The sequence below is a fragment of the Arthrobacter sp. BC5 genome, from assembly GCF_056680255.1.
Window position 1 is genome coordinate 3,549,954 of the sequence record NZ_CM155273.1, and the last position, 15,414, is coordinate 3,565,367.

At 68.5% G+C, this 15,414-nt stretch carries 10 protein-coding genes and 1 rRNA gene; 3 read left to right on the forward strand and 8 right to left on the reverse strand.

The genetic code is table 11. The features are described 5' to 3' along the window. Positions 1-510: 510 nt before the first annotated feature. The 5 genes from AC1MFI_RS16605 to AC1MFI_RS16625 form a co-directional block, all read right to left on the reverse strand. Positions 511-2,044: ribosomal RNA gene (locus AC1MFI_RS16605) — 16S ribosomal RNA — on the reverse strand. Between the two features lie 586 nt (positions 2,045-2,630). Then, a complete protein-coding gene (gene tyrS / locus AC1MFI_RS16610) occupies positions 2,631-3,953 on the reverse strand; it encodes a tyrosine--tRNA ligase (RefSeq protein WP_479818291.1) in 1,323 nt (440 codons plus the stop codon). A 12-nt stretch (positions 3,954-3,965) separates the two neighbouring features. Continuing rightward, complete coding sequence (locus AC1MFI_RS16615) at positions 3,966-6,218, reverse strand: HelD family protein (protein WP_479818292.1); 2,253 nt, start codon at positions 6,216-6,218, stop codon at positions 3,966-3,968. Between the two features lie 52 nt (positions 6,219-6,270). Then, positions 6,271-6,798 (reverse strand): adenine phosphoribosyltransferase, encoded by a 528-nt coding sequence (locus tag AC1MFI_RS16620; protein ID WP_479820931.1) that lies wholly within the window; start codon positions 6,796-6,798, stop codon positions 6,271-6,273. A 56-nt stretch (positions 6,799-6,854) separates the two neighbouring features. Beyond that, positions 6,855-7,499: a DNA-3-methyladenine glycosylase gene (locus tag AC1MFI_RS16625; protein WP_479818294.1), complete on the reverse strand. Its 645-nt coding sequence runs from the start codon at positions 7,497-7,499 to the stop codon at positions 6,855-6,857. 93 nt (positions 7,500-7,592) lie between these two features. Here AC1MFI_RS16625 and AC1MFI_RS16630 point away from each other — a divergent pair, with 93 nt between their 5' ends. Continuing rightward, positions 7,593-9,131: a DNA-3-methyladenine glycosylase 2 family protein gene (locus AC1MFI_RS16630; protein WP_479818296.1), complete on the forward strand. Its 1,539-nt coding sequence runs from the start codon at positions 7,593-7,595 to the stop codon at positions 9,129-9,131. 45 nt (positions 9,132-9,176) lie between these two features. Further along, positions 9,177-9,722, forward strand: coding sequence for a methylated-DNA--[protein]-cysteine S-methyltransferase (locus tag AC1MFI_RS16635; RefSeq protein ID WP_479818297.1), 546 nt, complete (start codon positions 9,177-9,179; stop codon positions 9,720-9,722). A gap of 17 nt (positions 9,723-9,739) precedes the next feature. Here the strand turns inward: AC1MFI_RS16635 and AC1MFI_RS16640 are convergent, their stop codons facing one another. Then, positions 9,740-11,650, reverse strand: a complete 1,911-nt coding sequence (locus AC1MFI_RS16640; protein ID WP_479818299.1) for an ABC transporter ATP-binding protein — start codon at positions 11,648-11,650, stop codon at positions 9,740-9,742. 140 nt (positions 11,651-11,790) lie between these two features. Here AC1MFI_RS16640 and AC1MFI_RS16645 point away from each other — a divergent pair, with 140 nt between their 5' ends. Further along, positions 11,791-12,639 (forward strand): class I SAM-dependent methyltransferase, encoded by an 849-nt coding sequence (locus AC1MFI_RS16645; RefSeq protein ID WP_479818301.1) that lies wholly within the window; start codon positions 11,791-11,793, stop codon positions 12,637-12,639. A 4-nt stretch (positions 12,640-12,643) separates the two neighbouring features. On the opposite strand, the gene argH is transcribed toward AC1MFI_RS16645, so the two are convergent. Both argH and AC1MFI_RS16655 read right to left on the reverse strand, forming a co-directional pair. Further along, positions 12,644-14,089 carry an argininosuccinate lyase gene (gene argH / locus AC1MFI_RS16650; protein WP_479818303.1) on the reverse strand — a complete coding sequence of 482 codons (1,446 nt, stop codon included), beginning with the start codon at positions 14,087-14,089 and terminating at the stop codon, positions 12,644-12,646. Next, positions 14,089-15,291: an argininosuccinate synthase gene (locus AC1MFI_RS16655; RefSeq protein ID WP_400483293.1), complete on the reverse strand. Its 1,203-nt coding sequence runs from the start codon at positions 15,289-15,291 to the stop codon at positions 14,089-14,091. The genes argH and AC1MFI_RS16655 overlap by 1 nt, the downstream gene beginning before the upstream one ends. Between the last annotated feature and the right edge of the window lie 123 nt (positions 15,292-15,414).

The window sequence follows — 15,414 nt, forward strand, 5'->3', positions numbered from 1 at the left end:
GAAACCAGATTTATCTTAGAAATTGCTTCTTTTTAAGATGCTCGCGTCCACTATGCAGTTCTCAACCAACAACCCCAACACACCCGGACACCACCCCAACCAAGGGGACCGGCGACCAGCATGCGCAGGAAAACCAGAAACAACCCAACCCCCCCACCACCTCGCACCGACACAGACACCCGGCAAACACCGGACACCCGCACCACCACGAACCACGCAGGAAGGCCCTGTTATCTCAGGACCCAACAGTGTGCCAAACACCACCCGGCAACCACACCGGCAACCCGCTTTCCAGAACCACCACCGAACCGCACCCCACCCCGAAAGGAAGGAACACGGACACAGACGATGAGACGTACTCACGAACCGCCAGGAGCCACCAGGCACCTATTCATTGATATTCCACCCATGAGCACCCACCGCGGAACAAACGCCCGCGCTATGGGCTAACTCCTGCACGCCACACACCCGACACACTGGACGGGCACATGAACATGAGGCGCTCCTTAGAAAGGAGGTGATCCAGCCGCACCTTCCGGTACGGCTACCTTGTTACGACTTAGTCCCAATCGCCGGTCCCACCTTCGACGGCTCCCTCCCACAAGGGGTTAGGCCACCGGCTTCGGGTGTTACCAACTTTCGTGACTTGACGGGCGGTGTGTACAAGGCCCGGGAACGTATTCACCGCAGCGTTGCTGATCTGCGATTACTAGCGACTCCAACTTCATGAGGTCGAGTTGCAGACCTCAATCCGAACTGAGACCGGCTTTTTGGGATTAGCTCCACCTCACAGTATCGCAACCCTTTGTACCGGCCATTGTAGCATGCGTGAAGCCCAAGACATAAGGGGCATGATGATTTGACGTCGTCCCCACCTTCCTCCGAGTTGACCCCGGCAGTCTCCCATGAGTCCCCGGCATAACCCGCTGGCAACATGGAACGAGGGTTGCGCTCGTTGCGGGACTTAACCCAACATCTCACGACACGAGCTGACGACAACCATGCACCACCTGTAAACCGGCCACAAGTGGCTGACACATCTCTGCATCATTCCGGTTCATGTCAAGCCTTGGTAAGGTTCTTCGCGTTGCATCGAATTAATCCGCATGCTCCGCCGCTTGTGCGGGCCCCCGTCAATTCCTTTGAGTTTTAGCCTTGCGGCCGTACTCCCCAGGCGGGGCACTTAATGCGTTAGCTACGGCGCGGAAAACGTGGAATGTCCCCCACACCTAGTGCCCAACGTTTACGGCATGGACTACCAGGGTATCTAATCCTGTTCGCTCCCCATGCTTTCGCTCCTCAGCGTCAGTTACAGCCCAGAGACCTGCCTTCGCCATCGGTGTTCCTCCTGATATCTGCGCATTTCACCGCTACACCAGGAATTCCAGTCTCCCCTACTGCACTCTAGTCTGCCCGTACCCACCGCAGATCCGGGGTTAAGCCCCGGACTTTCACGGCAGACGCGACAAACCGCCTACGAGCTCTTTACGCCCAATAATTCCGGATAACGCTTGCGCCCTACGTATTACCGCGGCTGCTGGCACGTAGTTAGCCGGCGCTTCTTCTGCAGGTACCGTCACCAACCCAAAGAGCCGGCTTCTTCCCTACTGAAAGAGGTTTACAACCCGAAGGCCTTCATCCCTCACGCGGCGTCGCTGCATCAGGCTTGCGCCCATTGTGCAATATTCCCCACTGCTGCCTCCCGTAGGAGTCTGGGCCGTGTCTCAGTCCCAGTGTGGCCGGTCACCCTCTCAGGCCGGCTACCCGTCGTCGCCTTGGTAGGCCATTACCCCACCAACAAGCTGATAGGCCGCGAGTCCATCCAAAACCACAAAAGCTTTCCACCAACATGGCATGCGCCAGAAGGTCGTATCCAGTATTAGACCCGGTTTCCCAGGCTTATCCCAGAGTCAAGGGCAGGTTACTCACGTGTTACTCACCCGTTCGCCACTAATCCCCCCACAAGTGAGGTTCATCGTTCGACTTGCATGTGTTAAGCACGCCGCCAGCGTTCATCCTGAGCCAGGATCAAACTCTCCGTAAATGCATTACAGACACAACAACATCACCCGGGAAAACGGGTGACACCATTGCACAAAATTCGAAACCAGCCAAAAAAACCAGCCACCACACGGGGTGCGGCAACCAGCAAATTCAACCAATCAAAAAACAATCGGTATCAACAAACTTGGCACACTATTGAGTTCTCAAACAACAGGAGCTACCGGCACCAAACACAACCAAACCGCTGTGTCCTCGCTCCGAAGCAACTTTACAAGCTTACCCGCTCCAACCCGGCCTTGCAAATCCGCCCCCAGCCGCACCACCAGTCCGAAAACCAGCACCACAACCAACCAGCAGACCCACACAACCGACAACAAACCAGAAGCCGACCCCAGCACCGTGCACAGCACACGCCGGAACAACTTCAACTTCATCAAGGGGGGTTCGTCACCCTCACCGGGGCAACTCCATAACTATACGACCACCCCACCCCCACCACCAAATCCACCCACACCCCAACCACAACCACACCGACCCCACGACGAGACCGACCCCCACACGGACAGCGAAAACCGGCACCCCCACGAGGAGAGTGCCGGTTTCGAGGCGGAAGCGAAAGCGGACGGTCAGGCGACGTCGACCATCGCGAGGTTGCGCTTGCCGCGGCGGACGAGCAGGTAGCGGCCGTGCAGCAGGTCCTCGTCCCCGACGGCATGGTCGGGGTCCGTGATCTTCGTGTTGTTCACGTACGCTCCGCCCTCGGCGACGGTGCGGCGTGCCGCGGAGTTGCTCGCCGCGAGACCCGACGCGACGAGGAGTTCGACGATGCCCCGCCGGTCCCTCGGAACGGAGACCGACTCGAGCTCCGCTGTGGCGGCCTGCAGCGTGGTCAGTTCCAGCGTCTCCAGGTCGCCCTGCCCGAACAGGGCGGCAGACGCGGCGATCACCTTCTCCGTCGCGTCCACCCCGTGCACGAGCGAGGTCACGTCGAAGGCCAGCGCACGCTGCGCCGCCCGCTCGTGCGGGCGCTCCGCCGTCGCCCTCTCGAGCTCCTCGATCTCTTCCCTGGTTCTGAATGTGAAGATCCGCAGGCGCTCGGCGACGTCGGCGTCGGAGGTGTTGAGCCAGAACTGGAACATCGCGTACGGGCTCGTCATCGCGGCGTCCAGCCAGATGGCGTTGCCCTCGCTCTTGCCGAACTTCGTGCCGTCCGAGTTGGTGATCAGCGGTGTGCCGATGGCGTGGACACCCTTGCCCTCGACCTTGCGCACAAGATCGGTGCCGCTCGTGAGGTTCCCCCACTGGTCGGAACCTCCGGTCTGCAGGACGCACGCGTACTCGCGGTACAGCTGCAGGTAATCCATGCCCTGCAGGATCTGGTAGCTGAACTCCGTGTAGCTGATGCCCTCGTCGGAGTTCAACCGTTTGGCGACCGTCTCCTTCTTGATCATCGTGCCCACGCGGAAGTACTTGCCGACATCGCGCAGGAAGTCGATGACGCTCATCGGACCGGTCCAGTCCAGATTGTTCACCATGCGGGCGGCGTTGCCGCCCTCGAAGTCGAGGAATCTCTGGACCTGGCCCTGGAGGTACCCGACCCACTCGGCGACGGTCTCCTTGGTGTTCATGGTCCGTTCCGCCGTCGGGCGCGGATCTCCCACGAGGCCCGTGGACCCTCCGACGAGGCCGAGCGGCCGGTGCCCGGCGAGCTGGAGCCGGCGCATGGTCAGGAGCTGGACGAGGTTGCCCAGGTGCAGGCTCGGCGCCGTCGGATCGAACCCGCAGTAGAACGTGATGGCCGGACCGGCCAGCAGTTCCCGCAGCTCACCCTCGTCCGTGGAGACATAGACCAGCCCGCGCCACACCAGCTCGTCGTAGATGTTCGAGAACGAAGGATCGTTGCGCTGGCCCGCGAGGCCACTGACGGGGGTATCTGTTTGCTGGGACACCCCTCCAAATTATCAGTCGGCGATACCAGCCGGAATTCTGCCGGTCGAGATGACGCGGAGGCGCTGTGTGGGACGCGTCATCGCGACGTACAGGTCACCCACCCTGGCCGTCGCGGAATCGAGCATCTCCTGCGGTTCGAGGATGACGACGCCGTCGAACTCCAGTCCCTTGGACTCACGCGGACTGATCACCACGATGTCCTGGGCGGGGCCGCCGGCGCCCGTGCCGATGCGGTCACCGTAGACGGGCACCAACGCCGCGCGGACCGCCGGGAGGAGGTCTTCGGGGGCGATGACGGCGAGCAGTCCGCCGTCGATCGCCGACAGTTCCTCGGGCAGGGCGTCCACCAGCGCCGGCACCAGCTCCTGCACGGTGTCCAGGATCGGCGGGAAACGACCCTCCCGCACGGCCTTGGGCGCGGAGACCACGAGCCCCGCGGCGTTGGCCATCCGTACTGCGGCTTCGGCGATCTGGGACGGCGTGCGATAGTTCACGGTCAGTTCCTCCAGCTGCCAGCGCTCCCCCACGAACGGCTCGAGCGCCTGCTGCCAGGACCGGGACCCCGCCGCCGAGCTCGTCTGGGCGATATCACCGACGATGGTGAAGGACTTCACCGGGCAGCGGCGCATCAGCAGGCGCCACTGCATCGGGGACAGCTCCTGGGCCTCGTCCACCACCACGTGCCCGTAGGCCCAGGTGCGGTCGCCGGACGCACGCTCGGCGGCGGTCAGGCGGGTCGCGGAGACGGCGTTGTGCTGCGCGAGGTCCTCCGCCGTGAGCACGCCGTCCACCCCGGCGTCCTCGAGCGAGGCGTTGACGTTCTCCAGGGCACGCTCGGCATTGGCGAGATCGCGTTTCTGTTCCTGGTCACGTGCTGCACTGTCACGGCCGGCGGATGGATCGAGCTCCCCGAGCAGTTCGGCGGCCTCGTCGAGCAGGGGCACGTCGGCCTCGGTCCACGGGGCGTCGGCCGGCCTGGCGAGCGCGGCCAGTTCGTCGTCGGCCAGGGCGGGAGCAGCGGCACGCAGCAGTTCGGGACGCGCGAACAGCTCCGACACCAGCTTCTGCGGCGTGAGGGGCATCCAGGCGAGGTTGAGGGCGATGCGTACGTCGCGCGCACTGCGGACGTCCTCGGCGAGGTACGACCGGTCGGCGTTGTTCCCGCCGCCGGAGGACTCCTCGAGCTTGTCCAGCAGTTGCTCGGTGAGCTCGCGGAGCAGGATCTTGACGAAGGTGACGCGGGCCTCGTTGTGGGGCTTGCCGGTGGCGCGGGCGCGGTCGCGGGCGCGGGCGACCTGCCGGGGCGTCAGGGTGAGCATCGTCCCCTCGACGTTGAGGCGCTTGTTCTCCGCCGGGACCCGCTCACGGTTCGCAACCGCAGTCCTCAGGATCTGCACCATGTCGAGCGAGCCCTTGACCGCGGCGGCCTTCTCGTCCCCCTCCTGGACGGTGTGGATGCCGGGCATCAGTGTGCCGATACCCGCCATGACGACACCGGTCTCGCCGAGGGACGGCAGGACGCGCTCGATGTACTTCATGAAGGCATCCGTGGGCCCGACCAGCAGCACACCCGCGGACTTCAGTCGGTCGCGGTACGTGTAGAGCAGGTAGGCGGCCCGGTGGAGCGCCACCGCTGTCTTGCCGGTACCGGGGCCGCCCTGGACGACGGTCACCCCGGGCAGCGGTGCCCGGATGATGCGGTCCTGCTCGGCCTGGATGGTCCCCACGATGTCGGACATCTGGCCGGTGCGCCGGGTGTTGAGGGCTGCGAGCAGCGCGCCCTCGCCCTGCAGGGAGTCGTCGTCGCCGAGCAGGTCCGCGTCGAGGACGTCGTCCTCGATCGCGACGACGTCGCGCCGGGAGAGGATCAGGTGGCGGCGGCGGCGGACGCCCATGCGCTCGAAGGCCGTGGCCTGGTAGAACGTGCCCGCCTCGGGTGCCCGCCAGTCGACCATGAGCTGCCGGAGCTCCTCGTCCGAGAGGCCGATCCGGCCGATGTACCGCTTGTCGCCGTCGTCCAGGTCGAGCCGCCCGAACACGAGGCGGTCGTCGACGGCGTTCAGCTGGGCCAGGCGGTCCTCGTACATGGTGGCGAAGGCATCCCGCTCCGACCTGTTCTGGTGCGATCCGGCCGCCTGGGTACGCCGTACCTCTGCGAGCTGCTGGGCCTTCTCGGCGCGGAGCTCATCGAGGCGGGAGTACAGGCCGTCGACGTAGTCGCGCTCGTGTTCCAGCTCGGCGTTGGCCTGCGACGTCTCGTGCATCGGAGAGTTCCTTCCATCAAAGGCGGACCGTCAAGTCTAGCGCGGCGGGACGCTATACGATCTGCAGCGCGTGGACCGGCCGGCCGGTCAGCCGGTCGCGTCCGCCGAGGGCACCGAGCTCGAGGACCACTCCGCAACCGGCGACAGCCGCTCCTGCCCTTTCGAGCAACGCGCATGCGGCGACGAGTGTTCCGCCGGTGGCGAGGACGTCGTCGAGCACCAGCACGCGGGCTCCGGCGGGGAGATCGGACTGGTGGATCTCGAGCGCCGCCTGGCCGTACTCCAGGTCGTACGACTCCCGGTACACGGCGCGGGGCAGCTTGCCCGCCTTCCGCACGGTCACGACGCCGGTGCCCGTCGCGTAGGCGACGGCAGCGGCGAGGACGAAGCCACGGGCCTCGACCCCGGCCACGACGTCGAAGGATCCCGCGAAGGGCTCCGCGACGGCGTCGACCACGGCGCGGAAGGCGGAGGCGTCGGAGAAGACCGGTGTGAGGTCACGGAACATGATGCCGGGTGACGGGAAGTCGGGGACGACGGCGCACAGGCGGTCGATCGCTTCAGCCGCCCGGGCCGACATCCCGGATGGTCCTGCTCCTGCGCCCGCTGGATTGCCGGTGTTCATTCCGCTGATTCTCACGGATCAACCTTACGGGCTCGGCGCGGCTTCCCCGGACGGTAGCGGGACACCGTGGGGTCCTGCGGGAGCCAGAATCGCCACGGGTATTCCTCGCTCCCCGCGACACCGCTCACGCCGACCCTGGGCCCCCGCGCGATGACCTCCGGCGGGCTGTCCGGGAGGGCCAGCCGGAACGGGTCCGCGAGCGCATCGGCGCCGTCGAACCGGCGGTCCAGGCCGAGGGCCTGGGCCAGCCGGGCCGGGCCCCGGGCCAGGTCGAGATCGGAGGCCGGGCGGGAGCGCCGCTCCCGTGCACCCTCGACGCCCTCGACGATCTCGCCCGCCCGCAGGAGCAGGCCGGTGGCCCACCCGTCCGTGCCGCAGACGATATTGGCGCAGTAGTGCATCCCGTAGGTGAAGTAGACGTAAAGGTGCCCGGGGGGACCGAACATCGTGGCATTGCGGGCGGTCTTCCCGCGGAACGCGTGGGACCCGGGATCGTCCGGGCCGAGGTAGGCCTCGACCTCCGAGATCCGCACCGTGACGTCCCCGTCGCCGTGGCGGTGCGTCAGGTGCGCGCCGAGGAGCAGGGGCGCGACGTCGAGGGCGCTCCCACCCAGCCTCGTGCGAAGGTCCTCGTCGATCCCGGGCTGCTCGTCCACCCGTCGACCGTAGCAAACGCCGCAGCCACTCCGTCCCACAGCCGTGTCCGAAACCCGCCAGTTCCTCGAGCGGCGGGGTGGCAGGATTGCGGCATGGACTTCTGGCAGCAGTACCGGGCGATCGATGCCCGCGACGTGCGTTTCGACGGGCAGTTCGTGACTGCCGTGTCCAGCACGGGAATCTACTGCCGGCCGTCCTGCCCGGCCCGCACACCCAAGGCGTCCAACGTCACCTTTTACCGCACGTCCGCCGCCGCACACGAGGCAGGCTACCGTGCCTGCCGGAGGTGCCTGCCGGAGGCCGTCCCGGGGGACCCGGGATGGAACCTGCGCAGCGATGCCGCCGCCCGGGCGATGCGGCTCATCGCCGATGGCGAGGTGGACCGCGCCGGCGTCGCGGGTCTCGCCGCACGCCTGGGGTACTCACCCCGGCACCTCAACCGGATACTCCGGGAGGAGCTGGGTGCCGGCGCACTCGCGCTCGCACGCGCCCACCGCGCCCAGACCGCCCGGACCCTGCTGACCGCCTCGTCGCTTCGACTCGCCGATGTGGCGTTCGCGGCGGGTTTCGGCAGCATCCGGCAGTTCAACGACACCGTCCGGCAGGTCTTCGACCTCACCCCCCGGCAGGTTCGCGAGGCCGCCCGGCAGCCGCGTGATGCCGTCGGCGGCGCCGTCGCTACCGGTGCGATCGTCGGTGGCACCGTCAGGATCTCACTGGCCCTGCCCGTGCGTGCTCCCTACGACAACGGGATCTTCGGCTTCCTTGCTGCGCGATCCGTGGACGGTATCGAACGAGGGACCGCTGCCGGCTACGAGCGGCTCGTCGACCTGCCGGCCGGGCCCGCCTGGTTCGAAGCCGCCGCCGTCGAGCCGCGCGGCGTCGGACAGGCCGCCCTGCCGGTCTCGGTGTCCGTGTCCGGGCTGGGCGACCTCCCCGCACTCCTCGGCCGCATCCGCCGCCTGTTCGACCTCGACGCCGATCCCGTCGCCATCGATGCGGCCCTGTCACGCGATCCGTCCTTCGCCGCCCTCGTGGCGTCCTCGCCCGGCATGCGTCTGCCCGGTTCGGTGGATCCCCATGAGACCCTCGTCCGCGCGATCGTCGGTCAGCACGTACCGGCCGCTGCGGCGACCCGTTCGCTGGACCACCTCGCCGGGGCGGGCAGCACGGTGGACGCTCCCGGCAGCGCCCTGACCCGGCTGTTCCCCACGGCGCAGGAGCTCTCGGAGGCGCCCGATCTCCTGCTCCGCGGACCGCGCCCACGCAACGATGCGCTGCGCGCTGTCGTGAGGGCGCTCGCGTCCGGCGCCCTGAGGATCGACGTCGGTTCGGACGCGGGTACGCTCCGGTCGGAACTGCTCCGACTCGACGGCGTCGGACCGTGGGCGGCGGACTATGTGCTCATGCGCGTTCTCGGCCACCCCGACATCCATCTCCCCTCCGATGCCGCCGTCCGCACCGGCTGGTCCCTGCTCGCCGGCGCGCCCCTCCGCAATCGGGACAGGCCGCTCGAGGCCGCGATGGCCGGCGTCAGCCCCTGGCGCTCCTACGCGACGATGCACCTCTGGAGGACTGCGAGCGCACCGACCGCGCAGAGAGGCAGGAGGCACCTCGATGTCCTCCCGTGACGCAGCAGCCACGTACCCTGTTCCCACTCACCGAACGGAATCCCCATGACCACGGCGCCCACCCATTCCCCGGCCCTGCGGGGCGCTACCACCACCACCGTCGACACTCCGGACGGTCCCTTCACCGTCATCGAGGCGGAGGGCGCCGTGCTCTCGTCCGGATGGACCGCCTTCGCCTCCGAACTGACCGGGCAGATCCATCCGAGCATCAGGACATCGGCCTTCGACCCGGCGGCCTCCTCCGTGCAGCCCATCCTCGACGCCGTGGCCCGCTACTACGACGGCGACTTCGGCGCCGTCCGGACCGTGACGGTGCGCCAGGCATCCGGCCCCTTCCGCGCCCACGCGTGGGATGTCCTGCGCACGGTGGAGCCGGGGGCGCCGGTCACCTACCTGCAGTACGCGGAGCGGGCAGGCAACCCCACCGCCGTCCGCGCCGCCGCCGGAGCATGCGCGAAGAACGCCGCCGCCCTCTTCGTCCCGTGCCACAGGATCATCAGGACCGACGGCTCGCTGGGCGGCTTCCGCTGGGGCCTGCCGGTGAAGCAGCGACTGCTCGACCGGGAGGCCGGGCTGCCCGTTCCCGCCTGACGCGGGCGAGGACCGCGTCAGGCGTGGGCCACCAGGCGCTGGCGGGCTGCCATGTCCCGGTAGAGCTCGCTGCTCTCCAGGAGTTCCTCGTGCGTCCCGACAGCGGCGACCCTCCCCTGGTCGAGCACGACGATCTGGTCGAAGTCCGCCACCGTCGAGAGGCGGTGGGCGACGACGACGACGGTGCGGTCGCGGGCTGCCTCCGCCAGGGTCTGCTGCAGGAGCTGCTCCGTCCGGGAGTCCACGGCGGAGGTCGGCTCGTCCATCAGCAGCACGGGACGGTCGGCGAGGATGACGCGCGCCCAGGCCAGGCGCTGCCTCTGGCCGCCGGAGAGGCGGATGCCGTCCTCCCCGAGGTCGAGGTCCAGGCCGTCGTCGGATCTGTCACCGAGGGCGTCGAGGCCGACGGCGGCCAGGACGCTCCGGAGCTGGTCGTCCGTCGCGCCGGGAGCAGCCAGCCTCAGGTTGTCGGCAAGGGTGCCGCTGAGGACCGGCGCCTCCTGCTCCACGAGACCGATGCGGGACCGGAGGACGGACCGCGGCATGCGGGGCAGCGGGACGCCGTCGAGGCTGATGCTGCCGCCGGTCGGCTCGTAGAATCGCTCGAGCAGGGCCAGCAGGGTCGATTTCCCGGCGCCCGACGGGCCGACGAGCGCCGTCCTGCTGCCCGCGGGGACCGTGAAGCTGACACCGTCGAGGACGAGCCGGCCGTCGTCGTCGGGCACTGCCGCCTCCCGCGGGGACTCCGGCGACCGCGGGGACTCCGGCGAACCCGATGATTCCGGCGGCCGCCGCGGATCCTGCTGGTCCCGCGGACCACGCGATGCCTCGGCCCCTCCGGTGGGTGATGCCGCTGCCTCCGCGACGGCGTACCGGAAACTCACGTCGCGCACCTCGATCGTGCTGCTCCCGAGGGCGGCGGGAGGTTCGGCGCGGGGTCCGGCGAGGCCCCCTTCATCACGCCGCTCCGGCTCGAGCCGGGCGATCTCCTGGATGCGGTCCAGCGCGGCGAGTCCCGACTGGATCTGCACGAAAGCGCTCATCGCGGATCCGATCGGCATCACGAGCAGGAAGAGGTAGAGGATGAAGGCGATGAGGTCGCCGAGCCGGAGCTCCCCCGCTGCGACGCGGATGCCGCCGACGGCCAGGACCACGATGAACGCGCCCTGGACGCAGATGGACATGATGGGCTGGACCGCGGCCTGCAGCCTGGCCATGGCGATGCCGGCGCGGAAGGCCTTCGCCGCCTCGACGTCGATGACCGCCGCTTCGCGCTCCTCCGCGACGGACGCCTTGATGGTGCGGATGCCCGAGAGCCCGCGTTCCACGGCCGCGGTCATCGACCCGACGGCGTCCTGCACGTCGCGGCTGCGCCTGCGGATGAGTCGTCCCAGGAACAGGACCCCGCCCGCACCCAGGAGGACGGCGGACAGCGTGATGGCGAACAGCAGCGGATCGATCAGGACCATCAGGACGACGGCGGCGCAGAACATCAGGATGGACGACACGATCTCGAAGAGTCCCGAGGTGATCACGCTGCGCATCAGGGTCGTATCGGACCCGACGCGGGACATGAGGTCCCCGACGCGCCGCCGGTCGAACTCGCGGATGGGCAGCGCGAGCAGTTGCCCCACCAGCGAGCGGCGGACGCCGAGGACCACCGACTCCGCCGTCCGTTGCAGGAGGTAGGACTGGGCCGCCCCGAAGACGGCGCCGCCCAGGGTGATCGCCACGAGGAACCAGACGAAGAGCGCTGCGGGTTCGCTCGCCGACACGGCGTTGACGAGTTGCTGGACCAGGAGCGGCTGGGCGATCGACAGGCCGGTCGACACGAGGGACACGACGGCGACGAGGAGGAGGACGCGCACGTGCCCCCTGAGGTAGGGGAAGAATTCCCGGAGCGAGGCGCGCTGCACGGTGGGCTGCATGCTCACACACTGCGCCGGGCTCCGCAGCCTGTCAAAGCACTTCGCGGCGGGCGTAGCGGGGTCGTCGCGGCCCGGACCGGGAGCGCGCCCTTCGTCGGCAGGGGGTGTATCCGGAGGGACCGGCGCTGTAGGGTGACCGCGTGATCGTGCCGGACATCTCCCAGAACGAGGCGGCGGTCGCCGACCACTACGACGAGCTCGATCCGGTCTATCGCCGGGTGTGGGGCGAGCATGTGCATCACGGGCTGTGGGCCACGGGTCGCGAGACCCCGGCCGAAGCCGTCGAGGCGCTCGTCGACACCGTCGGTGACCGGCTGCGCCTCATGCCCGGCGAGACGTGCATCGACATCGGATGCGGCTACGGCTCCACCGCACGGCGGCTCGCCGAGTTCCGCGGCGTCCGTGTCACCGGCGTCACGCTGTCCGCCCAGCAGGCCGGCTACGCCGCCGCTCACCCCTCGCCCGACGTGGACGTCCGGCTCCGGGACTGGCTCGACAACGGATTGTCCGACGCCTCGGCCACTGCCGCGTGGGCGATCGAGTCCAGCGAGCACATGGTCGACAAGTCCAGGTTCTTCGCCGAGGCGCACCGCGTGCTGGCACCCGGCGGCCGCCTGGTGGTCTGTGCGTGGCTCGCCGGGACGGGTGCCGGCAGGTGGAAGGTGCGCCACCTGCTCGAGCCGATCTGCCGTGAAGGTCGCCTGCCCTCGATGGGCACGCGCGAGGAGTACGAGGCGATGGCACGAGCGGCGGGCTTTGCGGTCACCGGCTACGAGGATGTCAGCCGCCGCGTCGCGCGCACCTGGACGATCTGCGCCCGCCGGGTCGTGACGGCCCTGCTCGTCGATCGCGAGACACGTCGCCTCGCGACCGACGGACGCAATCGCAGCTTCCTCCTGAGCATTCCCCGCCTGATCCTGGCCTACCGCACCGGCGCGATGCGCTACGGGATCTTCACGCTGTCCAAGGAGGACGGGGTCCCTGGATGACGTGTCAGGCGGCGCCGTCCGCCCTGACGCCGTCGAGCTCGGCACGCAGGGCGGCGAGCTGCCGCCGGACGGCGGCCGGAGCCGTGCCTCCCTGTGCGTCCCTGCTGGCCAGGGAGCCTTCGACCGTGAGGACCTCGCGGACCGCGGGAGTCAGGTGCACGGAGATCCCCGCGAACTCCTCGTCCGTCAGGTCCCACAGCTCCACGCCGCGCTGCTCGGCGACGCGGACGGCGGCGCCGGAGAGCTCATGGGCCTCCCGGAAGGGCACGCCCTGCCGGACGAGCCATTCGGCGATGTCGGTCGCCAGCGCGAATCCGAGCGGAGCCAGGGCCGCCATGCGCTCGGTGTTGAAGACGAGTGTGGCGATCATGCCGGAGACCGCGGGCAGCAGGACCTCGAGGGTGTCGACGGCGTCGAACACGGGTTCCTTGTCCTCCTGCAGGTCCCGGTTGTACGCCAGTGGCAGCCCCTTGAGAGTCGCCAGCAGGCCCGTCAGGTCGCCGATCAGCCGGCCGGCCTTGCCGCGCGCGAGTTCCGCCACGTCCGGGTTCTTCTTCTGCGGCATGATCGAGGATCCGGTGGAGAAGGCATCGTCGAGCGTCACGAAGGAGAACTCCTTCGTGGCCCAGATGATGACCTCCTCGCTCACGCGGGAGAGGTCCACGCCGATCATCGCCGCGACCCACGCGAACTCCGCGTAGACGTCCCGTGAGGCGGTGCCGTCGATGGAGTTGTGCGTCGCGGAGAAGAACCCGAGGTCCGCCGCGACAGCCTCGGGATCGAGGCCCAGCGACGATCCCGCGAGTGCACCGGACCCGTAGGGTGAGACGCCTGCGCGCCGGTCCCAGTCCTGCAGCCGCTGCACATCGCGCAGCAGCGCCCAGGCGTGGGCCAGCAGGTGGTGGCTCAGCAGGACCGGCTGGGCGTGCTGCAGGTGCGTGCGCCCGGGCATCGGCACCTCGAGGTTCGCCTCCGCCTGGTCGACGAGCGCCCCGATGGTCGCGAGGACGCCCCGCGCGATGATCCGGGCATGGTCCCGCAGGTACATGCGGCCGAGCGTGGCGACCTGGTCATTGCGGGACCGGCCGGCACGCAGCTTGCCGCCGAGGGCCGGGCCCGCGCGCTCGATCAGGCCGCGCTCCAGGGAGCCGTGCACGTCCTCATCGCTCTCCGCCGGCGCGTACGCACCCGACCGCACATCGGCGTCGAGGCGGTCCAGCGCGTCGATCATGCCGGCCAGCTCGGCGTCGTCGAGCAGTCCCGCCCGGTTGAGCACGCGCGCATGGGCACGGGATCCCTCGATGTCGTACGTCGCGAGCCGCCAGTCGAAGTGCGTCGACTTGCTCAGTGCGGCGAGGGCATCGGCGGGACCGCCGGCGAACCGGCCGCCCCACAGCGATCCCTCGTTCGTCCCCTGCGCCCGCGGGCCGCCGTCGTGCTGTGGCACCATCAGGCGCCTGCCCGCTGGTCCCGGCTCGATGCCACCTTGGAGGACAGGCCGAAGATCTCGATGAAGCCGCGGGCCATCGACTGGTCGAAGGTGTCCCCGGAATCGTAGGTCGCGAGGTTGAAGTCGTAGAGCGCGACGTCGGAGCGGCGCCCCGTCACGGTCGCACGCCCGCCGTGGAGGTCCATGCGGATGTCGCCGGTGACGTACTTCTGCGTGTCGTCCACGAAGGTGTCGAGCGAGCGCTTCAACGGGGAGAACCACTGGCCGTCGTACACCAGCTCGGTCCAGCGCTGGTCCACGGTCTTCTTGAAGCGGGCCTGCTCGCGCTCGATGGTGACGTTCTCCAGTTCGCGGTGCGCGGCGATGAGGGCCATCGCACCGGGCGCCTCGTAGATCTCGCGGCTCTTGATGCCGACGAGGCGGTCCTCGACGATGTCGATGCGGCCGATGCCCTGGGCGCCGGCGCGGCGGTTGAGCTCCTCGATGGCCTGCAGCGGGGTGACGGCGTTGCCGTCGATCGCCACGGGGATGCCTTCCCTGAAGGAGATGGTGACCTCGTCCGAAGCCGGGGGGAACTCGGGAGAGGCCGTGTAATCGTAGACGTCCTTGGTCGGTCCGTTCCAGATGTCCTCGAGGAAGCCTGTCTCGACGGCGCGGCCCCAGACGTTCTGGTCGATGGAGAACGGGTTCTTCTTCGTGGTCTCGATCGGCAGGCCCTTCTCCTCCGCGAAGGCGATGGCCTTGTCACGCGTGAGCGCGAGGTCGCGAACGGGCGCGATGCACTTCAGGTCCGGGCCGAGGGTCTGGATGCCGACCTCGAAGCGCACCTGGTCGTTGCCCTTGCCGGTGCAGCCGTGCGAGACGGTGGTGGCGCCGAATTCCCGCGCCGCGGCGACGAGGTGCTTGACGATGACGGGACGCGACAGCGCCGAGACCAGCGGGTAGGCATCCATGTACAGGGCGTTCGCCTTGAGGGCGGGCATGCAGTACTCGGTGGCGAACTCCTCGCGGGCGTCGGCGACGTAGGCCTCCACGGCACCGCAGCCGAGGGCACGCTGGCGGATGGTCTCGAGCGATTCGCCGCCCTGTCCGACGTCGACGGCCACGGCGATCACCTCGGCCCCGGTGGCTTCGGCGATCCAGCCGATGGCGACGGAGGTGTCGAGTCCGCCGGAGTAGGCGAGGACGATGCGTTCGGTCACGGGAATTGCTCCTTCGATTGTCCGGGCGGGGCGCCCGTGGTGTCATCTGTTCGTGTGGTCCGGACGTGGAGTCCGGGAGGTGAAGCCTGTGTGTCCGGCCGGAAGGTGCGTCGTCGGTCCGCA